20 protein-coding genes and 1 tRNA gene are annotated in these 23,682 nt (G+C 33.8%); 7 read left to right on the forward strand and 14 right to left on the reverse strand.

Going from position 1 to position 23,682, the window contains the following annotated elements:
• Nucleotides 1–6: 6 nt before the first annotated feature.
• From GWR14_RS11225 to GWR14_RS11250, 6 genes are all read right to left on the reverse strand, one after another.
• Complete coding sequence (locus GWR14_RS11225; protein ID WP_163409119.1) at nucleotides 7–1,536, reverse strand: Fic family protein; 1,530 nt, start codon at nucleotides 1,534–1,536, stop codon at nucleotides 7–9.
• Nucleotides 1,537–2,188: 652 nt separating this feature from the next.
• Nucleotides 2,189–2,728, reverse strand: coding sequence for a hypothetical protein (locus GWR14_RS11230; RefSeq protein ID WP_163409120.1), 540 nt, complete (start codon nucleotides 2,726–2,728; stop codon nucleotides 2,189–2,191).
• A complete protein-coding gene (locus GWR14_RS11235) occupies nucleotides 2,718–3,401 on the reverse strand; it encodes a DUF3800 domain-containing protein (RefSeq protein WP_163409121.1) in 684 nt (227 codons plus the stop codon). The genes GWR14_RS11230 and GWR14_RS11235 overlap by 11 nt, the downstream gene beginning before the upstream one ends.
• 353 nt (nucleotides 3,402–3,754) lie before the next feature.
• Nucleotides 3,755–4,282: a DUF6438 domain-containing protein gene (locus GWR14_RS11240; protein WP_163409122.1), complete on the reverse strand. Its 528-nt coding sequence runs from the start codon at nucleotides 4,280–4,282 to the stop codon at nucleotides 3,755–3,757.
• Between the two features lie 177 nt (nucleotides 4,283–4,459).
• Nucleotides 4,460–4,546: transfer RNA gene (locus GWR14_RS11245), tRNA-Ser, on the reverse strand.
• Nucleotides 4,547–4,606: 60 nt separating this feature from the next.
• Nucleotides 4,607–5,476, reverse strand: a complete 870-nt coding sequence (locus tag GWR14_RS11250; protein WP_163409123.1) for a LysR family transcriptional regulator — start codon at nucleotides 5,474–5,476, stop codon at nucleotides 4,607–4,609.
• Between the two features lie 90 nt (nucleotides 5,477–5,566).
• Between GWR14_RS11250 and GWR14_RS11255 the strand changes: the two genes are divergently transcribed.
• Complete coding sequence (locus GWR14_RS11255; protein ID WP_163409124.1) at nucleotides 5,567–6,808, forward strand: MFS transporter; 1,242 nt, start codon at nucleotides 5,567–5,569, stop codon at nucleotides 6,806–6,808.
• Nucleotides 6,809–6,964: 156 nt separating this feature from the next.
• On the opposite strand, the gene GWR14_RS11260 is transcribed toward GWR14_RS11255, so the two are convergent.
• From GWR14_RS11260 to GWR14_RS11280, 5 genes are all read right to left on the reverse strand, one after another.
• A complete protein-coding gene (locus GWR14_RS11260) occupies nucleotides 6,965–7,999 on the reverse strand; it encodes an asparaginase (RefSeq protein WP_163409125.1) in 1,035 nt (344 codons plus the stop codon).
• Complete coding sequence (locus GWR14_RS11265; RefSeq protein ID WP_163409126.1) at nucleotides 7,989–9,125, reverse strand: 1-acyl-sn-glycerol-3-phosphate acyltransferase; 1,137 nt, start codon at nucleotides 9,123–9,125, stop codon at nucleotides 7,989–7,991. Before GWR14_RS11265 ends, GWR14_RS11260 begins: the two co-directional genes overlap by 11 nt.
• Nucleotides 9,126–9,188: 63 nt before the next feature.
• Nucleotides 9,189–9,968, reverse strand: coding sequence for a TatD family hydrolase (locus GWR14_RS11270; protein ID WP_163409127.1), 780 nt, complete (start codon nucleotides 9,966–9,968; stop codon nucleotides 9,189–9,191).
• Between the two features lie 201 nt (nucleotides 9,969–10,169).
• Nucleotides 10,170–10,895 (reverse strand): tetratricopeptide repeat protein, encoded by a 726-nt coding sequence (locus GWR14_RS11275; protein WP_163409128.1) that lies wholly within the window; start codon nucleotides 10,893–10,895, stop codon nucleotides 10,170–10,172.
• A 6-nt stretch (nucleotides 10,896–10,901) separates the two neighbouring features.
• The gene (locus GWR14_RS11280) at nucleotides 10,902–11,483 is read right to left on the reverse strand and encodes an RNA polymerase sigma factor (protein ID WP_163409129.1); all 582 of its coding nucleotides are present in this window, start codon (nucleotides 11,481–11,483) and stop codon (nucleotides 10,902–10,904) included.
• A 288-nt stretch (nucleotides 11,484–11,771) separates the two neighbouring features.
• Here GWR14_RS11280 and GWR14_RS11285 point away from each other — a divergent pair, with 288 nt between their 5' ends.
• The 6 genes from GWR14_RS11285 to GWR14_RS11310 all read left to right on the forward strand — a co-directional run bounded on the left by GWR14_RS11285 (nucleotide 11,772) and on the right by GWR14_RS11310 (nucleotide 20,125).
• A complete protein-coding gene (locus tag GWR14_RS11285; RefSeq protein ID WP_163409130.1) occupies nucleotides 11,772–12,071 on the forward strand; it encodes a hypothetical protein in 300 nt (99 codons plus the stop codon).
• A 206-nt stretch (nucleotides 12,072–12,277) separates the two neighbouring features.
• Nucleotides 12,278–13,258 (forward strand): hypothetical protein, encoded by a 981-nt coding sequence (locus tag GWR14_RS11290; protein WP_163409131.1) that lies wholly within the window; start codon nucleotides 12,278–12,280, stop codon nucleotides 13,256–13,258.
• Between the two features lie 181 nt (nucleotides 13,259–13,439).
• Nucleotides 13,440–15,392 carry a PKD domain-containing protein gene (locus GWR14_RS11295; protein ID WP_163409132.1) on the forward strand — a complete coding sequence of 651 codons (1,953 nt, stop codon included), beginning with the start codon at nucleotides 13,440–13,442 and terminating at the stop codon, nucleotides 15,390–15,392.
• A 124-nt stretch (nucleotides 15,393–15,516) separates the two neighbouring features.
• Nucleotides 15,517–18,195: a CHAT domain-containing protein gene (locus GWR14_RS11300; RefSeq protein ID WP_163409133.1), complete on the forward strand. Its 2,679-nt coding sequence runs from the start codon at nucleotides 15,517–15,519 to the stop codon at nucleotides 18,193–18,195.
• A complete protein-coding gene (locus tag GWR14_RS11305) occupies nucleotides 18,132–18,569 on the forward strand; it encodes a retropepsin-like aspartic protease (RefSeq protein WP_163409134.1) in 438 nt (145 codons plus the stop codon). The genes GWR14_RS11300 and GWR14_RS11305 overlap by 64 nt, the downstream gene beginning before the upstream one ends.
• Before the next feature lie 53 nt (nucleotides 18,570–18,622).
• Nucleotides 18,623–20,125 carry a T9SS type A sorting domain-containing protein gene (locus GWR14_RS11310; RefSeq protein ID WP_163409135.1) on the forward strand — a complete coding sequence of 501 codons (1,503 nt, stop codon included), beginning with the start codon at nucleotides 18,623–18,625 and terminating at the stop codon, nucleotides 20,123–20,125.
• 113 nt (nucleotides 20,126–20,238) lie between these two features.
• Here GWR14_RS11310 and GWR14_RS11315 read toward each other — a convergent pair whose 3' ends face one another.
• From GWR14_RS11315 to odhB, 3 genes are all read right to left on the reverse strand, one after another.
• Nucleotides 20,239–21,462 carry a TCR/Tet family MFS transporter gene (locus GWR14_RS11315; protein WP_163409136.1) on the reverse strand — a complete coding sequence of 408 codons (1,224 nt, stop codon included), beginning with the start codon at nucleotides 21,460–21,462 and terminating at the stop codon, nucleotides 20,239–20,241.
• Between the two features lie 59 nt (nucleotides 21,463–21,521).
• A complete protein-coding gene (locus GWR14_RS11320; protein ID WP_163409137.1) occupies nucleotides 21,522–22,301 on the reverse strand; it encodes a ThuA domain-containing protein in 780 nt (259 codons plus the stop codon).
• Nucleotides 22,302–22,387: 86 nt separating this feature from the next.
• Nucleotides 22,388–23,629, reverse strand: coding sequence for a 2-oxoglutarate dehydrogenase complex dihydrolipoyllysine-residue succinyltransferase (odhB, locus tag GWR14_RS11325; protein WP_163409138.1), 1,242 nt, complete (start codon nucleotides 23,627–23,629; stop codon nucleotides 22,388–22,390).
• Nucleotides 23,630–23,682: the final 53 nt, after the last annotated feature.

The raw sequence follows: 23,682 nt of genomic DNA on the forward strand, positions 1-23,682 counted from the left end.
TGAATTTTACGTCATTACTGATTTATAATTTCGCTCAATCTCTTTTATTTCCTCTTCAGTCAAAACTGAAAATTCTTTTTCAATTGCTCTTTTAGAAAGTTTTCCATCATTTTGTTCTAAAAACCGAATCAGTAACGCAACTATTTTATCCGGCATTTGAAAAACATCATCCAAATAGCTTTTCATTTCATCATATTTTTGAAGATACGTTACTTCTTGCGGAATAACATTTACAATGGTATCATTTACACAATCGTATAAAAACTCCGCTTGTTTTGTAGCATCAAAATAACGGTAGAAATCGATTGTTTCATTTAAAACTTCCACATTGTTAGACTTTGTTTTTTCCCACTCGATAAAATCAAGTAACGGATGAGAATACGATTCCAATACATTTCGATAATCATCAATATGACTTAAGATAGAAGCCGAAACAGGAAAAATAATACCCTGATGTGTAAACTTCATTTTAGATAAAATATGATGAATTAAATAACGATGAATTCTTCCATTTCCATCTACATACGGATGAATAAACACAAAACCAAAGGCAATTACTGAAGCGGACAAAACGGTATCAAAATTAGTCTCTTCCAGTTTTTTATAAGTAGCAATCAGTTCGTCAATGAGTTTTTCTATATCTTCCTTTTTGGCTGAAATATGCTCCGGAATAGGTTCACCGGTTGTACGTTCGTGCTCGCCTACAAAACCACCTTCCTTTCTAAAACCCATTTCTATGAAACGGCTACTCTCGATTACGATTTGTTGTAATCGAATAAGTTCTTCTTTATCCAAAGGTTTTGAACCCGCCTGACCAATAGCTTTTCCCCAACGCAAAGCACGATTTGTAGTAGGATTTTCTCCTTCAATCGTAAAAGAGGCTTTTGAATCTTTTAGCAATAAAAAAGCTGAAGTTCTTTGCAAAACATCTTTATGAAAACTATTTAAATAAGTATCTTTTTTTTCAGCGAGATTTTCTTCTATGTAATTTTTCAGTTTATCGGTTTTAAAAATTAACGGACAAAAATCAACCGTACCGGGCAAATTATTTTTAATTCGATGACGACTGGAATTAACAGAAATTGATAACCCAAACTGAATATCTTCATCTATTAATGGAATAAAGTTTTTTATCGTCAGATCTGGAATATCCAGCTGTTCCTGCATAAGCCATTCATACAAAAACCAAATTTTTCGACTGTATTGTCCCGTTGGTTCACTTTGGATGATATTTGTTATTTCTTCTTTCGAAATTTTTTTAAATAATTTTTTAAAGAACAAAAGGTTTATCCCTTCATATTTCAAAGCAAAAACAAGATGATGAAATAATGTTTCTTTTGGATGATGTCTTGGTGTAAAGATTAACCAGTTTTCTGTACTGTATTGTTTATGTTTTTTACTAATGATAGCCAATTTATCAGGGATTGGTATACTTAACTGTAATGCATCTATTATGGCACCATATCCTGCTAATGTAGCAGGTTCAGGGGTTGTTTTGCCATTAAATACCGTTATATCTTTAGAAAAAACTATCATATTTGTACAAACATTTTATAAATAATCCATTCAAATATATGAAAACCAGGTTATTTACACGAAAAACAGGTTGTTTTTATTTAAAAATATGAAATATGGGTTTTTATTTTTTTAGAATTTCTGAATAATAGGTTAAAACCATGAATAACAGGTTTTATTATTGACTTTAAGAGAAAAACAGGTTTTCGAGGCGTCGTAAAAACAAGACGTATTTCATAAAAAATAAACGCAAAATACCATTTTACAATAAAACCACACGCTTTTTCGCATTTAGAAATCTAATCAAACACTAAATTATCTTCCTGATTATTTTTAAGAAGCATATAATCCGTTTTCAAAACACCCTTAGTCCGCTATCCATTTTATCTTTTGTGGTCTCGTTTTAGAACTAAATCACAAAAGGATGCTTTTTTTTACCTCGGAGAAATAAAAAACAAATTTATAATAGGTAGAGAAATGTTCTTTTTTTAACAGTATAGATATTACATATCAGACTTTTCAATAGTACCCTTTATGTTGTTTTGTTAATAACTTCTATTTTTTGTTGATAAACCCAAAATGTTTTTCGTATATTTGCGGTGTTCATTCTACCATAATAGGAGAATTGAATTACGAAATCCGATACGCCCCGATGTGTACCGGATTTTGCGGTTTAAAGAACTTCGTCAAGTTTATTTTTATATTTATTTTTTATCATATTCAATCCTCCATATTTCTTTTCTAAATAATATGCAGTAATGAAATAATAATCCTGACCGCTTCTTTGCGGCTCTAAAATTATTATATAGTTTTCTTTTACATTATGAATATAAGTTCTAATTATATCTTTACCTCTTATTCTGTTGATTGCACTGAAAACATTAATTACATCTGGAATTTTACTTTCAATATGTGGCAATATCCAGTGTAACCTTTTAGACCTTTCAAAATCAAAAAAGTCTCTTGTTTGAATTACTTTTCCTTTATTATCTGTTTCATCTTCTGTTTTATAAGTTAAGTGTTTAAATAATGATTCAACATCAATTTTATCCTCTTTCTTTAGTGGTCTAATTATTTTGGAATTAAAACTAAAGTTTTGATTATCTGCAATATCTCTATCAAAAATTGCCTTCAAAGATATTTTTCTATCTCTTTCATTTAGATGATTTAACTCTAATAGTTCGTTGTATCTTTTAATATAATTAATTGCCATTTTTCAAATCGATAAAAAATAAATTAAACTTTTTCTCTGTTTCTTTATTTCGCATTGTTAATGGTTTACAACGTAATTTTTCGATTTTATCAATAATATTATTTTTAGCTGTAACTTTATTTAATCCTCTCAATTTGTAATTAATAGCCCCCATTAATACATCTGACAATTGCATTAATTCACTCTCATACGAACGGATAATTTGTAAATTTCTAATATTGTTATAATCTCTTTCAAGATACTTTTTTAAACTTCTTGCTTTAATGTAGGAATTAGTATCTTTTATATCGAGATAAATATTGTAGTTACAATTAGGGTCTATTTTCTTATTCAATAATTGATAATACATCTTATCATAAAATGTATTATGATCTTGATTAAAAGCCTTATGGTTTAATTGTGATTTATCAATAATAATAGCTCTAAAATTGAGTTCATCATTACTAAAGAAATAATCAATTAATTTATTGTAAAATGGATATTGTGACTTTGAAATAGAACTCCACTTCATTTCTCCACGATAAAAATGTTCGATTTTCATGTCACGAATATTTTTATTGTGCATTTTCAATAAGTGATAAGGCGTACTTATATACGCTAAAATCATATACGGCTGTCCATCATTTTCTATATGAGTACTTTCATCACAATAAATATTATAGGTTCTTTTCATTACTTCTGTATTAAATAAACATCTAAAATAAGCTTTTTTAAATTCTTTTTTAAATATCGACCGAAAAGCATTTTTTTATCATTCCAAAAATAAGTTCAATTAGCTTAAAAATAATAATAAATGAACGGCCATATAAAAAACATACGCTTCTTGATACTTTTTCATTAAAAACGAACGCTAGCGTTTTTCTCAATTAAAATGCACACTAATGGTACAATAATTTAATTCTTCTAAGTTTTAAGACATGCAAACTCCATTTCAAAACACGCTTAGTCCCACTATCCATTTTATCTTTTGTGACGAACCCCGCCACAAAAGGATATCATTTCTATCGGGGCTGGATTAGAGGTTTTTCAATTTACAAAATGTATTCTTTCTGGTTTTGGAGGTGGCGGCGGAGGTATGAGATATCCTAAATCTCCAAAATCAATAGCTTTCTTTATTGGGAGAAATTTCAAATTAGCTTTTATTTTCCCTAATGAATCTATAAAGGTTTTGAGCTCTTTTGGAATTACATTACCATATAAAAAAATCCTTTTATGCTTTTCTTTTATAGAAACATTCAAAAGATAAGCCTGACCATCGCATAAATTCTCTTGTTCATAAATACTATCAAACTTTTTGAAATTTATTCCATTAAATAATTTACTAAGCTTTTCTCTTTCTGCAGATTTAAGGATTGTATAAGAGTTTTCTATCGGTTCAGGATACCGCTTCTGAAAATAAATGGTATCACTTTCTGTAAATTTCAGAGAATTTAGATGATGTAAACCAGTAGAAGAAAAAACAAAATCATCAAAAGGAAATAGCTTAACTTCTTCCTTTTTAAAACAGGAAATTAATACGAATAGAAAACTTAAAATTATAATTTGGTTTTTCATAATTTATTTCCAAAACTGCCAACAATATTTTTGCTCTTTATCCTTCAAATCTATATTTATCTAAAAATTATTGCTCAAATTTTGATTTACGAAGATAGATTTTTTCAAAAATGTATGACCAGATTTAAAACAAAAATCCCGCAATCTCATTTAATGAAATTGCGGGATTTTGTTTTGCAGAAAGGAAGGGATTCGAACCCTCGATACAGTTACCCATATACTAGCTTTCCAGGCTAGCTCCTTCAACCACTCGGACACCTTTCTATTTTGGTTTGCAAATAACATAAAAAAAAACGAGTTACAAAAGCAAAATCTGAAATTACTTTAAATGCTTTTCCTGAATTCTTCCATAAACAATTTTACCGCCTTTTTCTGGTAACCGCCCATTGTCAGCATAAAAGAATCTCTCTTTGTCGCAACTCCCGTAATCTGAATCGCTTTAAGATCGTCCCAGCCCTTCAGCGCTTTTTCGGCTACAATTGTCACCCAGTCACTGTTATTCACCATTTGCAGTAAAGCATGAATTGAATTTAACTCGATCAAAATTTGGGGTTTCATATGATACTTCAGAAATAATTCTTCTACAAACTCTCTTGAATTCGAGCCCTTTCCGGGCAAAATAAGCGGAATTTCCTCTATCTTTTTAAAAGCAATTTTATCCAAATTTGCTAAAGGATGTAACTTTGAAACCGCCATTACCATTTCTGAAGTAAACAAAGGTACTTTTTGAATCGGAGGTCCAATTTCATGTGATGAAATAACTAAAACCAAATCGAGTTCATTTTGAATTAATTTTTGTTCCAGTGATTCTGTCGCACCATATTCAACTATAATTCTAAGATGTGGATAGGTTTTCGCAAACGCATCTATGACCGGTAAAATCAACAGACCAAAAATATAGGTAACCCCAATTCGCAATTCACCGCCAATCATTTCGTTTAAATCATCAATCGCCTGTTTCCCGTTTTGAACATTTTCAATCACCTGTTTAGCGTGAATCAAAAAAACAGAACCGGCTTCTGTAAGCTGTACTTTTTTTCCAATTCTGATAAACAGAGGCATTCCTAGTTCTTCTTCGAGCTTTTTTATTTGCTGTGAAAGTCCGGACTGGGTTACAAAACACAATTCGGCTGCTTTCGTAAAATGCAATACCTCAGCCGTTTTAATAAAATATTCTAATTGGTAGAGCTCCATATTGATAAGTTTTACTACTCATTATAAGTAAAATTATTAATTTTTCTAATGAAATCATAATTCCGACCTTTGTACAAAACAAAATGGGTCATGTTTAAGGCATTAAAATCAAAAAACTTCAAATTATTCTTTTACGGTCAGTCTGTTTCGGTAATTGGTACCTGGATGCAAAAAACGGCTGTAAGCTGGATGGTTTATACTATAACAGGATCTGTATTTTTATTGGGACTGGCAACGTTTTTAAGTATGATTCCATCTTTGTTTCTGGCTCCTTTGGCAGGAAGTATCATTGGCCGCTACGACAGACACAAAACAATGATGGTTTTGCAATCTATGGCAATGCTTCAGGCGGGAGCTTTGGCTTTGTTAATCTATTTCAAAATCTACAACATCAACTTTATTCTGGCATTGAGTCTTATTCAGGGCATCATAAATGCCTTTGACATGACCTGCCGTCAGACCATGATGATTGATATTGTTAATGATAAAGAAGATTTACCAAATGCCGTCGCCCTTAACTCGACTTTAAATAATTTTGCCCGAATTGCCGGTCCTTCGCTTGCCGGAATAATTCTGCATACTTACGGAGAAGATTTTTGCTTTATGGGAAACTTTTTCAGCTACATTCCGGTTTTGATTACCCTGATGATGATGAAAATCACTCCTCATGTTAAAACCGAAAACAAACTTAATATGCTGGATGATCTTATCGAAGGTCTTGATTACGTTAAAAAAGAAACCGAAATGGCCCGAATGCTGCTAATGCTAACATGCAGCAGCTTGTTTGTCATTTCTTTTAACACCTTAATGCCGGTTTTTGCAAAAGACATTTTTAGCGGTAACGCACAAACATTCAGCTGGTTTGAAAGTGCTGCCGGAATTGGTTCTGTTTTGTCTGCGGTTTATGTTGCCAACCTGAAATCATCCAAAAACATGAATAAATTAATGCTCGGTGCCAGTTTGTTGCTGGGTTTTAGCATCATTATTCTCGCCTTATCAAACAATTTGACTGTAGCGCTGATTTGTATGACTTTAAGCGGAATCGGAATGATGGGACAAACCTCATCCATCAACATTTATATTCAGACACAAAGTTCGGTCGAAATGCGTTCCAGAAGTATCAGTTATTATATGATGGCCTATCAGGGAATGATTCCTGTGGGAAGTTTGATTATCGGCTACGTTTCCCACATTATCGGAACCCGAAATACTGTTGCTATTCAGGGAATAATATGTATCATTTCTGTAATTGTTTATGTGTATTACAAAAACCATAAGTCTTCTGAAGAACTGGAAACTTGTCCGGTATCATATCGAAATTCTAAAAATTAAATTCCAAATTCCAATTATCTAACTTTTACAGAAATGACAAACTGAAACGATTAAATTATAGAAAAAGAAAATCCAAAATAAAAAAATTCCAAATCCCAACTTTAAGCTTTCATGTTCAGTTTTGGAATTTGGAATTTTTAATATTGGTATTTAATTTTACGAAATCTCTCCACGTAAAGACATCTCAAAAACATCTTTAAATTCGTTTTGTGGAATGGTAACAGTATGATCAAGCAAATACATTAATTTAGTAATGGCAGCTTCAGTCGTGATATCTTTTCCTGAAATCACACCCAAAGATTTCAGAGCTGTACTGGTTTCATATTGTCCCATATTAACACTTCCGCCGGAACATTGTGTTACATTAACAATATGCAAACCATTTTGAATCGCTTTTTCGATCAAATTTAAAAACCAGTCTTCGGTTGGCGCATTTCCTGAACCGTAGGTTTCTAAAACAATTCCTTTTAAATCTTTAGTTGCCAGAATTGAAGCCAGCACTGTTTCGCTCATTCCCGGAAACATTTTTATAATGGCTACGTTGTTGTTCAGGTTTTTATGAACAATCAGTTTCGCATTGGTTTTTACCGGAAGAAATAAATGTCTGTTTAATTTTAGATGTACTCCTGATTCTACCAGTTCAGGATAGTTAGGTGCTGTAAAAGCCCTAAAGTGTTCAGCATTAACTTTTGAAGTCCGGTTTCCACGGTATAATTTATATTCGAAATAGAGACAAACTTCATTAATTACAGGTTTTCCGTTTTCCTGAAGCGAAGCAATCTGAATCGCTGTAATAAGGTTTTCTTTCGCATCTGTACGCAAATCTCCAATTGGCAATTGCGAGCCCGTAAACACAACAGGTTTAGCTAAATTTTCGAGCATAAAGCTCAATGCCGATGCAGAATACGACATGGTATCTGAACCGTGAAGTACTACAAATCCGTCAAACTTATTGTAATTTTCCTCAATAATAGTGGCCATTTTGGCCCACATCTGAGGATTCATATTCGAAGAATCAATCGGATTTTCAAATGAAACCGTTTCAATTTCACAGTCCAGTTGTTTTATTTCCGGGATGTTTTTGAGCAATTTCCCAAAATCAAAAGCTTTAAGTGCTCCTGTTTCAAAATCTTTGCTCATTCCGATGGTTCCACCGGTATAAATTAAGAGTATTTTGGATTTAGAAGGCATTCTGGTATTTTAATTTATTTACCACAGGATTGGCATACATGGCTAAAAATCCTTGTCTTGCAACACCATTGTCTGTTCCTATTCTTTTTTCTAAACGACGCTCAAAAAGCTGTTTTTCACTTTCTTTGTACAAATGAGCATATTGATTCGTTCCGTTTAAAATGTCGTAGGCGATAAAATTGGTTGGCCACAATTGGTAATTCTGTAAAATCGAATCATCAATAGTTTGTGCCAATGCCTGAATTTGTTTGTTTGAATTATCGTTTTCAGCAACAATCTGATCAATTTCTGTATCTAAAATATCTCCAACAGAAATATGTATTCTTTTTTTGGTTCCCATGATTCCGCTTAAAATGGTCATGAAATCCTCATTTTTGTCTTTTACATATACTTCATTATTGGCTTCTGCCATTAATTGCGGCATTTTCAGAACATCAGTCGGGTCGTATTCATATGAAATGGATACCGGAACAATTTTTAATTTTTTGAAATAATCCATTGGATTCGCTTCATCAGAACCCATAGCAATCATTTTTAAAACACCCGGATTGGTTTCGTCATTTCCGTCTTTCGTACGGCCTTCTCGTTGTGCAATCCAGACTGAACGGTTTTCGCGAAGCAGTAACTGCCCCATATATTCTGCCAGCAATTTAGAACTTTGCAGCATTTCACGTGGCGTTAAACCTCTTAAAACCAAAAAGTTTCTGTTCAGTTTTGCTAATATGCTCAAAAATGCTTTTTTAACTAAGTTATCCCCAATTGCCGATGCTGTCATGACCAAACCATGTTCGAAAAGACAAACATTCAATAAAGTCGTATCAAGCAAAATATCACGGTGATTGGATATAAATAAATAAGGAGTATTCTTTTCTAATTTTTCAAAACCCGAAGTCGTAAGCCCTTCAGAACTTTTTTCGAGCACTTTTTGAATGGTCTGATAAATAAAATTGCATTGAAAATCACGTATTGAATGTGTTTTCTTTAATTGTTCTTTCCAAACTTCATCATTTAATTCCGGAAAAGTAAAATTCATCATGGTTTTCATCATCGGATGATTGACAACTCCATGAAGTGCCTCATTTACTTCAGAATCATAAAATGGTCGAATAGCGTCAAATTTCTGCATTATAAATATCAATTTAGGTGGGCAAAAGAACAAAAAAAAAATTAAAGTATCGTAATCGGGGTATTAAATCCCAAAAACGTCTTTGGAGTTTTGCGTTGTTGCTTCTGCAATTTCTGTATCTGAAAGGTCGTAAATTTCGGCCAGCTTTGCAATTACATTTGCTAAATAACTGCTTTCGTTGCGTTTACCTCGGTATGGAATTGGCGCCAGGTAAGGCGAATCGGTTTCTAAAACAATATGTTTTAAATCAATTTGATGTAAGAATTGGTCGATTTTTCCGTTTTTAAAAGTCACTACGCCTCCGATTCCCAGTTTCATATTATACGAAATCGCCTGAAGTGCCTGTTCGTAAGTGCCGGTAAAACAATGAAAAATTCCGAACAAATCAACTGATTTTTCTTCTTCCAGAATTTCAAAAATTTCATCAAAAGCTTCACGACAATGAATCACAATAGGTAGTTTGTATTGTTTTGCCAGCTGAATTTGTTTCCTGAAAGCAATTTGTTGTTCCTTTAAATGCGTTTTATCCCAATATAAATCAATACCGATTTCGCCAACCGCGTAAAATTTTCGTTTTGAAAGTTCTGTTTCAACATGTTTCAGCTCATCCAGATAATTATCTTTCACGTAAGTGGGATGCAGTCCCATCATCAGGAAAACATAGTCCGGATAATTTTGCTCCAGATCATACATAGACTGTGTTGCAGCGGCATCAATAGCAGGAATAAAAAATCGTGTCACGCCTGCGTTTATTGCTCTTTGCATCATTTCGTCACGATCCTGATCAAATTCTTCAGAATATAAATGCGTGTGTGTATCGGTAATAATAGGTGTTGAATTCAAGGATATCATTTTAAAGCTGTCAAAATTACGACAATATTAAAAGAATACCAATTTCAGGATTTGAGATAAAGATTTTGGGAAATAATATTCATGAAAGTATTGATGATTCCTTTTATATTGTTTGTTGACTAAACTTAATTTAAATAAAAAATTCGCAAAGCATTTTAAGTCTTTGCGAATTGTATATGATTTGTGAAATAATTAATCCAGCTCCTCTAAAAGCTCCTGAACATCATCATAATTTTCATAATCCTGCGAAATGGTTTCCAGAATTTGTTTACAGGCTTTGTAATCTTTTTGTTTTAATTTGGATAAAGCCAGATACCAAAGCGCTTTTTCTTTATATGCAGAAGTTCCTGATTTCAATTCATTAAAAACCGTTTCGGCTTTAGCAAACTGATTTTCTTCCAATAAGGCAATTCCATAAAAATATTGAATCTCAGGTGTTTTCTTTTCCTTCAGAACAGTTTCAAAAAGCGGAATAGCTGTTTTATAATTTTTTGTATTAAAAGCTCCTTCAGCCTGTTTTAAAACTGCATCCAGATTGCCTCTCTCTGTAAAATATGCCTGCTCGGGATGATTAAAATCTTCAAAGTTTGGATCTGCATTTTGATTGAAAAAGAACAATCCGAATAAAACCGCCACAGAAGCTGCCGCTGCAAAATACCAAGGCTTAAACTGAATAACTTTTGGTTGTGCCGATTTAAAATTTGCCTCAGAAATGGTTTTAAGATTCGCTTTAAAAGCCTCGCGTTCCTGGGCAATTCCAAATTTATTAGCCAGCTGAAAGTGCATTTCTTTGAAAGCTTCAAATGACGAAGCCATCAATTCATCTTCTGCCAATTGGCGTTCAAAATTAGTTCTTTCTTCAATTGTCATTTCATTTTGAAGATACTGATCAAACAATATGTACATTTCTTCGTTCATGATGAGTTACTTTTTTAACGATTTATAGATTTGAGCTTCCTGAATCCACTGCGTTAACTGCCCTACGCACAACGATTTCTTTTTACGCACGTATCCGTAGGTTACGTCAAGCTTTTCTGCTACTTCTTCCATGCTTTTCAGCGTAAAACTCCATTGTAAAAGTTCTTTGCATTTGTCGCCTAATTTTTGAAACATCATATCAAAAAGCTGCTGTTTTTCGTCAAAGGCTTCTGTCTGCAAAATCATTTCCTGAGTTGATTCTTTTACAGATACCAAATCCTCGTTTATTGTTACCCCTTTATTCGAAGTTTTTTTCAATTCGTTAAGCCATCTCCTTTTACATAGCAAAAAGAAATAAGCATCAAACGGACAGGTCAGCTGCAGCGTATTGGCTTTCGCCTGATTAAAAAGCAATATCATCACTTCCTGAACAACGTCCTGAGCCTGATCTTCATCACCGGAATTGTTTTTTATAAAGTACACAACTTTAGGAACAAACTTTTTATAAATCGACTGAATTACTGCTGAATTATTACTCGCCAGTCCTTCAATATACATTTGATCGGGATGAATTTTACTTTTTTCCATATTGAAAATTATTAACTAAAATCCCTTGGCTGCAATTGATTACATCTATCATTTCTATATATCAACATAACGAAAACTTAATATCATCCTAAGCGGAGTCGAAGGCTTATGAAACAAAAAGAGCTTCAACTCCACTCAGCCTGTGATTTAAACTTTAATTACACCCAACGGGTTAGCTAAAGTAAAAAAAAGAATCTGAAAAAAATTACAGAAACAGGGGTAACAATACCAAAAACAAATTGATATAAGACAATAGAAGATTATTTAGAATTAAAAAATCACATAAAAATGGGAAGTTATCAATTTACAACCGAGAAAGATTTTGCCAAGTTCCAGCAAATACTGTCGAACAAAATTCGCAACGGATTTATCGTGATTGAAAAAAATGATAAACTCCCTTATGTGGTTTTATCCAAAGAAAAAAGACAAATCGATTCTTCTCTACAACTAACTTTAGTTTTTGCGACACTGGGACTTTGGTCAATAGTCTGGTTGTGTTTAATTATTCGTCTTTCAAAGAAAAAACAAATCCTGGTTGCACTAGATGAAGACGGAAATGTTTTTGAAGAAAAATGCCTCTCCAAATAATTTTTTAAAAAAAACAAAAAACAGGGGTAACAATTTTAAAAGCCAGTTGATATAGTCATATAAAATGAATTAAAAAATAAATTTTAAAACCAAGGGTAACAATATCAAACCCAAATTGATATAAGAATATAAAAATTAAAATTAACAACCGAAATCTGAAAACCAACTGATAACGATCAGTTCAGATTTATAAAAATTTAGAAATCATGAACACAAATTTTAAAAAAATCGGATTATTATTTTTAGCCTTAGCCACATTTGTAAGCTGTGATGACAGCGAAGGAGATGAAAAAATCATACCAGCATCAGCAGCTGAATTTGCAGCAGTAAGAGATGAAGCCCTTTCAGGAAAAACACAACATTTTACAGCTACAGCCGGAGCCGGAACAATCACCATAACCTCTGCAAAAGGTGTTAAACTAAACATCAACGGAAGCTGTCTTACCAAAAACGGAAATGCCGTAACCGGAACAATCGACATTGAATATGTTGAACTTTTTGACAAAGGAAGTATGTTGGTAACCAATAAACCAACTATGGGATTAATGGCTGACGGAAAGAAAAACCTTTTAATCTCCGGCGGAGAATTCTTTATCAAAGCTACACAAGGCGGTGTTGAACTTCAGACTTCCTGTTCTATGAGTATGATAGTTCCTGCTACTTTAACAGGTGGCGTAGACAATACCATGACGTTGTGGACAGGTGTAATTGACGAAGCCGAAGAACTTGTGTGGAGAGAAGCCAAAGCAGGTGCTGACGGCACCAACGGAAAAGGCGGTGTTCAGGGAGAAGGCACAAACTATTATGTAACTTTTGGAAACTTTGGATGGACAAATGTTGACCGTTTTTACAGCGATCCAAGACCTAAAACCACTATTTTGGTAGATGCCCCTGAAGATTATGACAACAGCAATTGCGCAATTTATCTGTCTTATGATGGTGAAGGAACAAATGCTCTGGCAAAATTAGACACTTATACTGCTGCAGGATTATTTAGCGAACACTACGGTCAGATTCCGGTTGGTTTAGCCTGCCATATCATTTTTGCAACAGAAGACAACGGTCAATGGCGTTATGCTATCAAAGGTGTTACAATTGCCGCAGATCAGACTTACACCTTTACACTTGCCGAAACAACTGTCGGTTCAGAAGCGCAACTGGTAGCTGCAATCAATGCCATTCAGTAACTTTCAAATACTTTTTTTAGGAAAAAGTGGTGATTTGCTCATCACTTTTTTTTACATTTAATGCTGTTTTAAACTTTTCTGACACTATTTAGAAGCTAATCCTGCTGTCCGCTATATCTTTTATGCCGAACCCCGGCACAAAAGGATGCCGCTTCCATCAGGGCTAAAAACCTCCTCGACCATGAAAAAACTTTTATGCTGTTTCATTATTCTTTCATCAGCAATGGTGTTTGCACAGACCAAAGTAAAAGACACCATCACCCGAAGAGCAAATATCAGCTATACTCAAAAAGGCAATTCGGTAACTTTTAAACCCGAAACCCCGCCGTTAATCCCAATTGCAGGTGCCCCAAAACCAAGCTATTCCTATTTATGGGAACTTGGAGACGGACATTACAGCAAAGAAGCCGAACCGAAACACACCTATAAAAACAAAGGTAATTATACCACCCGACTTGCCGTAACCAACAATTACGATAACGGAAAACCTCCGGCAACACGCCCAAAAAAAGTAGCCGTAAACGATATTACCGATGCCGATTACAAAGATATAGCCTCTATCGCTGACCAAAACGGATTTACAATTATAAAAAACTGCGACCCGATTCCTGAACAGGAAATGGTAGTCGTGGTTAGTTATCAAAATCTGGAAAATTATGTCGCAAGTGGTAAGCTTTATCTTTTTTACAATGAAAAACAATTCAAAAACAACAATTTCGAACTGATCGATTTCAGAACTTATGCTAACGAACGTGAAGTAAAAGAAAAAACCATTGCTGCTGTAGATGATCTCGACGATACAAAATCGTATGTGGCTTCTGCCGAAAACACTTTTAAACTCAAAAAATATAAAAATACAACAACCGAAGAAGATTTAGATGCGAGTTTAAAAGAAGCAAACACGCTCTATCATAATGTTTCGATTTTGGAATTTGACGATGCCAATCCAAGCGAAACCCGTAATGTTTTTTATACCTTTAAAACAACTCCCGAAATGATCAAAGATACCAGCGCAACAGTTACCATGCGAGGGATTTTTGTACCAAATCGCAGTTTTAAAAACCATAAGGCAAAAAACCTCGAAATGGAAATCGTAACCTCTCACGACCCGAACAAAATGGGTTCTAACGGAAGTTTTATGAATTACAGACTTGTTCGGTTTAAAAGAGTAAAATTCAAAACCCGTTTTCAAAACAATGGTGAAGGTCCGGCGAGAAAAATTCGCTTAGAAACCGATATTCCGGATATGTTTGACAAAAAAACATTTCAGATTGAAGGCATGTATCCAGAATGCCCGATTTGCCCAAAAGGAGAAGAACCAACTGTAAGCTGCCTGGACACTATAATTACAAAAAAACAAATCATTTTTACCTTTAAGAATATTTATCTTCCTGGTACTGAACAAAAAAATGTTCAGGAAAAAGACAGCACCAAAGGATTTGTACGTTATTCAATGAAATTCAGTGAAGACTTTCATAAAGTAAAAACCAAAAGCCGGACCTCCATTATTTTTGATAAAAATGAACCTATTATAACCAATTACGCCACCACGCGCTTCTTACCCGGAATTTCTATCGGTGCAAAAGCAGGTTATAACTTTTATCCGGATCTTGAAAAATCGACAAGTTATTTTGTCGGTGCTACAATTTCACCTTTTAAAGCCTATCGTTTTTACTGGCAGGCCGAATGGGTAAATGCTTTAAATAAATATAACAGCGCCACAAATGTTGTCAGCGAAGTCATTACAAACGCAAACGGAACAAGGCAATTAGAACGCACAACGACTACGACCGAAAATAAAAGTGTTAATTGGGAAGTACCCGTTTTGATTCGGTACAACATTAATAATTATATAGGAGTCGGAGCCGGAATTCAGGCTAATATCAATGTTGCATCAGAGCAGACACAAGATATAAAAATAGAAACTTTTGAAGGAGATAAAGAAAACATTTTAATCAAAACGACAACTTCAAGCAATACCGTAAAAAACTCATTTACTGATTTCAAAACCGGCCTTTTATTTGATTTAACAGCAGGATTCGCCAGAATCGGACCAAGTTTAGGCGCACGTTATGTGATCAACTTTGAACAGGACTTTAATTATTTTCAGGTATATGGGATATGGAGATTTTAAGAATTATTCCACAGAGATTCACAAAGATTTTTCGCAGAGGTACACAAAAACCTATTTTTAATTCTCTGTCAGACTTTGCGAAAACTTCGTGAATCTCTGTGAAACAAAACATGCAACAAATTATATGAACTTATATCGCTTATATGGTTTAATTTTCTTCCTCTTTAATCTAAATGTTTTTGGGCAAAACCCCGAAGACAAAATTTACAATGCAATCGATACTTTTGTTGCGAACCCTTCCACGAAAGCGCTGAAAAATTTAACCGATATCGAAGCCGACTTCTGGAAAAATCGAAAGCCCAAAACCAAAGACGAATTATTAGCTGTTGTGGTTTTAAGCTGCAACAAAGCTTATTATCAAAATCAGTTTGGACAGACGCACAATGCAGTTTCGAGTTATGAAAAAGCGTGGCAAATCTTTCAGAAATATAAACTTAAAGATTACGATATTATCGAATATTGCCTGAAACCTTTAGGTAATTTATATACCGTTTTAGGCGATTATGACAGTGCCGAAAACACTATTAAACAATATTTTTTTATTGTAAATACATCCAAAAATTATCCGGAAGTACAAAAGCAAAAATTTGCAGCGATTCTTAATTTGTCTAATGTTTATCAAAATTCCGGCAAGATTTCCTTTGCCATTGCATTACTGGAGAATACTTTAAAAACGGAACAATTATCAAATTCTCAAAAAGGAATTTTGCTGAATAATCTTGGAAATAATTATTTACTAGGTTTCAAGGGAAATCTAATGACACAAGAGCTATATAAAAAGGCCGAAAATGCATTTAAATTGGCGGTTAAATATTTGGAAAATGAAAAAGATCATTTGGAGAATTTATCTAATTCTTATCGAAATCTTGCAGCGGTTAGTCGGGAAACACATCAGTTTAAGATTGCCGATTCGTATTTAGAAAAAGCAACTGAGCTTTTTCTGGAAACTCCAAATCAACAACCTCGAAAAATTGCAAAACTTTATTATGAAAAGGCATTATTGCTTTTTGATGAAAAAAAATATGCAGAAAGTACCAGACAAATAGCAGCAACACTTAAAATTTTAATTCCGAATTATGCTGTGAAAAATATTCTTCCAAATGAAAATGAATTGTATGCAGAAACAATTTTAATGGATGTTTTGGACTTACAGGCTGCAATATTTACGAATCAAAATCAACCTGAAAAAGCAATTAAAGGCTATAAACTTTCTTTTCATATTGAAGACTTATTGATGAGCAGCTTAGTGTATGAAAACTCTAAAATCATTTCACAAATTCGCGCCAGAAATCGTACTGAAAAATGTCTTTTGATTTACAATCAATTATATAAAAAAGAAAAGAAAACCCAATATCTGGAAGAAGCCTTTCAACTGGCTGAGAGAACAAAATCCGGGATTTTACAACGTTATCTTTCGAATATTAAAACTGCTTCCGCAGAAGAAAGACAACTTTGGCAACAGCTTCAAAACATTAATAATTCCATTTTAAAAGAACAGCAGAAAGGGAATCTGGCCAACATTTCAAATATCAATCTGGCAATAAAAAAGCAAAATGAGCTGATGCTTTCATTGAAGAAAATTCAATCTGAAAATCCAAATCTGATTCCTGAGAATTTCGATTTAAAAACGCTGTTTTCAAAATTAGAAAAGGATAAATCTGTAATGGTTTATTATTTTATGGGTGCCCAATATTTATATTATTTCACCTTACAAAATAACCGAATTACATTGAATCATTTTAATGTCACAGATGTTGCAATTCCAAAAATCCTGAAATTTATAGATTATTTTAATACTTCAGATGCAATTACAAATGATATTGTCGGATATAGTTATTATGGAAAAAGAACTTATGATTTATTAAAACTGCCTTCAAACGCAACTTATAAAAACCTGGTCCTGGTTCCTGACGGCATTTTGAATTTCCTACCTTTTGAAGCTTTGATTACTACTGAATCAAACACAACAAACTTTGCTAAAATGCATTATTTGCTAAATGATTTTAGGATTGCCTATAATAATTCGGCAAATATGTATCTGAATTCAAAGCCAATTTCAACATCAGAAAAAAACGTTTTGGGTGTGTTTCCGGTTTTCGAAAAAACGGCTTTTGAATTGCATTATTCGAAAAAAGAATTAGAATCTATCCGCAGTAATTTTAAAGGCAAATATTTAGAAAATGCCGATGCTAGTTTTTCTAATTTTAAAAATAACGTTTCCAATTATTCAATCCTGCATTTAAGCACACACGCTGCTGCAGGTGATATTGAAACTCCGGCAAGTATCAAATTTTATGATCAGGAAATTTTATACTCAGAATTGTATAACCTGAACATCAATCCGGATTTAGTAGTTTTAAGTGCCTGTGAAACCGGGATTGGAAAGCTCTACAAAGCTGAAGGCTCCATGAGTGTGGCAAGAGGTTTTCAGTTTGCAGGAGCACAGAATCTGCTATTTTCGTTATGGAAAGTAAATGATTACACTACATCAGTTTTTATGACTGATTTTTATAAAAACATTCAAAATAACCAAACGTATTTTGAAGCCAATGCTAATGCTAAACTGGAATATTTAAATGATAAATCGATTCCGAATGCTAAAAAATCTCCATATTACTGGAGTTCTTTTGTTTATTATGGCTCAATTTCAACTGAAACAAATTCGACCAATTATATCTTTTACATCATTAGTTTATTGACTGTAATTGGTTTATTTTTGGTTTTCAATCATTATCAAAAATGGAAAATCTTCACCTGGTTCTTAAAAAAGAAAAGTACAAAAAGATCAAATTTAAAATCATGAAAACACAGCATTTATTGATTAAGGTAAAAATCAATGGTGTTTCCGGAAATTTTATTTTAGATACCGGGGCTTCAAATTCCTGTATAGGTTTTGAAAGTATTGAGCGATTTGAACTCACCACAAAAAACTCTAAAACCAAAGCTGCCGGTGCAGGCGGAACCGGAATGAAAACACAACTTTCAAAACACAATACACTTCAGCTGGGTTCCTGGAAAAACACTGATTTTAGTCTGGTTATTTTTGATCTTTCGCACGTAAATGAAGCTTTACAACAATACAGGGCAAAACCCGTTCATGGTATAATTGGAGCTGATGTTTTACTGGAAGGGAAAGCGATTATTGATTATTATAATCATTATTTGTATTTGAAATAAAAAGTAAGTTTTTTAGCTATATTTGCCGAGCCTATTTTAACAAATGTATACGTATGAAAAAAATACTACTCGGTTTACTTCTTTTATTTACCAATTTTTTCTATGCTCAGGTTAGCGATATTGAGCATTGTGCAGGAGATACTTCATTTAACTTAACTTCTCAAAAAACACTTTTGATTGGCAATTTGAATCCTAATGAAACTATTGTAAGCTACCATATAAGCCTTGCGGATGCTACAAATAATACAAATGCTATTGCAAACCCGACGAATTATGTAAGCAGTACTGCTTCTAAAACTATTTATGCCCGAATTGATAATAACGGAGCAGTTACTACTAATTATTTTAATTTAATTATAACGCCTTATTTAAATTCATCATTACTTATTGAACAAATTATTTCATGTCAGAATGAAAAAGGAAAAATTACGATTCAATCTACTGGAGGAAAAGGTCCATATACTTATTCCATTGACTATGGTAAATCATATATATCAAGTAATATATTTACAGATTTAGTCGAAGGAGTGTATGTTATAATGGTAAAAGATGCTTTAGGCTGTCAAATGGCTATAACTGGTACTATGGTATCTTATAAACCATTAGAAGCAACCTATGCAAAGACAGATATAAGTTGTAATGGCAATAATGATGGTTCAATTTCTATTAATGCAACAGGAGGAAGATCTCCTCATTCTTACTCTCTTGACGGAGGGCTAAACTTTGTATCTTCAAATGTTTTTACAAATTTAGCTGCTGGAACATATAAAATAGCTATAAAAGATGATAATGGCTGTGTTGTGTCATATATGGCAACCATATCCGAGCCAGTAATTTTATCAGCAACTGCTGCGGTAGAAAATCAAACCATAACAATCAACGCAACTGGTGGTAGTGGTTCTTATATGTATGCTATTTCACCAAACTTAAATCAGTTTTTTACAGATAGTATATTCTCAAATTTAACTCCTGGAATTTACACTGTGGTAATATTAGATAAAAATGCTGGCTGTTATTTGATAAAAGAAATCGCTGTAAATCCACCATCTCCACTAATAAACGGTAAAAACGCAATAAATTTTGATTTTACCCCTGGGCAAACTTTGGCAGATATTGTGGTGGATGGTCAAAACATAAAATGGTACAGCTCTCAAAATTCAACCGGTAAAACAAGCAAAGCTGCTGCAACAACTTTGCCTTTAACAACAGTTTTGGTTGACGGAACTACTTATTATGCCTCACAAACCATTAACAATGTCGAAAGTACACAACGTCTTGCTGTAACTGCAAAATCAAACGGAGCACTTTCAAATGATGATTTTGTTTTACCAAATTTTAAATTTTATCCTAATCCTGTAAAAAATAAATTGTCATTAAGCAACACAGATAATATTGATGAAATCGAAATATTTTCAGTTTCAGGAAAGTCTGTTTTAGTAAAAAAAATAAACAACGTTCATTCTGAAATTGATTTATCAAATATCTCAACAGGCGTGTATTTCCTAAAAGTAAAATCTGAAGGAAAAATCAAAACCATCAAAATTATAAAAGAATAAAGGGTTTAAATTTAAAATCTGAAATTCCAAATTCCAAAATTTAGTTTTGGTAAAAATAATAAATCCCAAACTCCTTAATTGGAATTTGGGATTTTAAACATTTATAAAATTGGTTAATTGTTATTCGAATGTTTTTTCAATGAAATATAAGAAACAATTCCACTGCTCATCATCAACAAACCACCAAGAATAAATGGCATTCCCGGAAACTCAAATGGTGCATCCTGATGCGTGAAATAATAAAAAAGACTCGACATTACCGGCGGACCAATAATGGTTGCAGCACTCATTAAACTCGCAATTGTACCCTGAATTTCTCCTTGTTCTGTTGGCAGGACACTTCCTGAAATTATAGAACGCAATGCCGGTCCTGCGATTCCCGCAAGACAATACGGAATCAAAAAGAGAAACATCATCCAGCTTTCTGAAACAAAGGCAAACAGGAACATCGCAAGGGTATATAAAGACATTCCAATATAGATACTTTTTTTGTTTCCTAATTTTTTGCTGGTCCATCGTATCAAACCACCCTGAACGAGACTTACTAACACTCCGACAACACCCAACGAAATTCCGACCATCTTTTCGTTCCAGCCAAATTTATACATGGTAAAATAGCTCCAGTTGCTTTCGACAGCATGAGCTGCTACGTAAATCAAAAACAAGGCAATCAGCAATCCATAAAGCGAAGGGTATTTCCTTAGGTTCAAAAAAACACCAATCGGATTCGCTCTTTTTAAATTAACAGATCTTCTGTTTTCTTTCGATAAAGATTCCGGCAAAATAAAATAACCGTACAGGAAATTCAGCATACACAAAACTGCTGCGGCATAAAACGGAATTCTGGATCCGTAATGTCCCAAAATACCACCCAGAACAGGTCCAATTATAAATCCGAGTCCAAAAGCGACTCCAATCATTCCGAAATTTTTAGCTCTGTTTTCCGGTGTGCTCACATCAGCAATATAAGCCGAAGCGGTTGAAATACTGGCTCCTGTTAGTCCGGCAATTATTCTTCCTACGAACAGCCATGTAATTGTTGGAGCAAATGCCAGTAAAATATAATCCAGTGCAAAAGCAAAAAGCGAAATTAAAATTATAGGTCTACGACCAAATTTGTCACTTAAATTACCAATCAAGGGCGCAAACAAAAATTGTGTCATTGCATAAGCAAAGGTCAGCCAGCCGCCATATTTTGCAGCTTCACTCACATCACCGTGTATTAATTCCTTAATCAGTTTTGGGATAACCGGAATAATAATTCCCCATCCAGTAATATCAATTAACATAGTGATGAAGATAAAGCCTATTGCAGCTTGCTTTTTAGTTGAAGACATAAATGAGTTGGTTAGTTACTTAAATTAAACTGAAAGAATGCTTTTTACCTGCTATTTAATTAATTTTTCTTCGAAAGCTTCTTTTTTGGATTTTTACCCAAGGCCCATAAAATTCCACCCGTAAGATGCTCAATATATACAGGATCAGAATAATCTTTACTATCATGTCCCAAAGCGGTATAAAAAACTCTCGCTCCTTCAAATTCATGGAACCAGGCCAATGGAAAGTAATTCCCAAAAATGCGTCCCGGATAAACTGCTTTTTCATTGTCGTTCACTGTTCGCAAATCGGCTGCCAATAGTACCTGAATATTAGGATTAAGTTCATCCATATAGTAACACTCATCTTCCTTTTTCCACACTTCAGGAAGTTTTGAAGTGGCGGGATGATTTTTATCAATCACTTTTATTTCAAAAGACTGAAAAGCAGGGTGTTTTTTAAATTTTCCTCCTATCATTTTGGTATACCAGGACCAGGAGCGTTCAGAATCAGAGGCACTATGAATTCCTACAAATGCACCTCCCCGCTGAATATAATCTGCAAATGCCTGCTTTTGTTCTTCTGTATCAAAAATATCATTACACGTATTCGAAAAAATAAGACAATTGTATTTTTCTAAATTTTCGATTGTCATTACCGAAGGATCATCTGAAACATCAACAATTAAATTATTTGCTTCTCCAATTTTTTTTAAAGCCTCCACACTGGCTGCAATATTTTTATGCACATAGCCCTTTCCGTTTTTCGTATACACTAATATGCGTTTTTTAGCTGGCGGATTTGCACAAACAAAATTCAGACTTAATATAATGGTCGGTAATATTAGCTTTATTTTCATATTCAGATATTTATTTTTCGAATATAAAAAGAAAACCCCAAATGATTTTCATCATTTGAGGCTTTTATAATTGAAAGGACTATTAATTACAACTCCAATGCTCTTTTAGCATCTCCGTTCATCAATAATTCTACAGGGTTTTCTAAAGCTTCTTTAACAGCCACTAAGAAACCAACTGACTCACGTCCGTCGATGATTCTGTGGTCGTAAGAAAGAGCAACATACATCATTGGGTGAATTTCAACTTTACCGTTTACAGCGATTGGACGCTCGATAATGTTGTGCATTCCTAAGATTCCTGACTGAGGAGGATTAATGATTGGAGTAGATAACATACTTCCGAAAACACCACCGTTAGTGATTGTGAAAGTTCCACCTGTCATATCATCAACTGTAATTTGACCGTCACGGGCTCTTAAAGCTAATCTTTTGATTTCAGCTTCGATTCCACGGAAAGTTAAAAGTTCAGCATTACGAACAACAGGAACCATTAATCCTTTTGGTCCTGAAACTGCGATTGAAATGTCAGCAAAATCATAAGCGATTTTGTAATCACCGTCCATCATAGAATTAACATCAGGATATAATTGTAAAGCTCTTGTTACTGCTTTTGTAAAGAATGACATAAATCCTAAACCAAGACCACCATGTTTTGCTTTGAAAGCATCTTTGTATTCGTTACGAATCTGGTTGATCGGCGTCATGTTTACTTCGTTGAAAGTAGTCAACATAGCCGTTTCATTTTTAGCTGAAACCAGTCTTTCTGCTACTTTACGACGTAACATAGATAATTTTGTACGCTCAGTTCCACGGCTTCCTCCTGTTGGAGTTCCCATTGAAGGTACTGCATTTACAGCATCATCTTTAGTGATTCTTCCACCTTTACCAGTTCCTGAAACTGATGCCGGAGCGATATTTTTCTCGTCTAAAATTTTTCTTGCTGCAGGAGATGGAGTTCCGGCTGCATAACTTGTTGCTGCAGGAGCCTGAACCGGAGCTGCTTTTGGAGCCTCAGCTTTTACTTCTGCTTTTGGAGCTTCAGCCTTAGGAGCCTCTGCCGCTGGTACAGCTGCTGAACCTGCCGGTTTTGCTGCATCAGTATCAATTAAACAAACTACAGCACCTACTGCTACTGTATCACCTTCTTCAGCTTTTAGTGTAATTACACCGCTCATTTCAGCAGGTAATTCAAGAGTAGCTTTATCTGAATCAACTTCAGCAATTGCCTGATCTTTTTCTACATAATCTCCGTCTTTTACTAACCAAGTTGCAATTTCAACTTCTTTTATTGATTCCCCTGGTGATGGGACTTTCATTTCTAAAATCATCTTGTTTTTTGTTTTAAGTTTAGTTTGTTTAAAGTTTCAGGCTTTGGAATAAC

It is taken from the genome of Flavobacterium ajazii (assembly GCF_010614725.1).
GTDB lineage: Bacteria > Bacteroidota > Bacteroidia > Flavobacteriales > Flavobacteriaceae > Flavobacterium > Flavobacterium ajazii.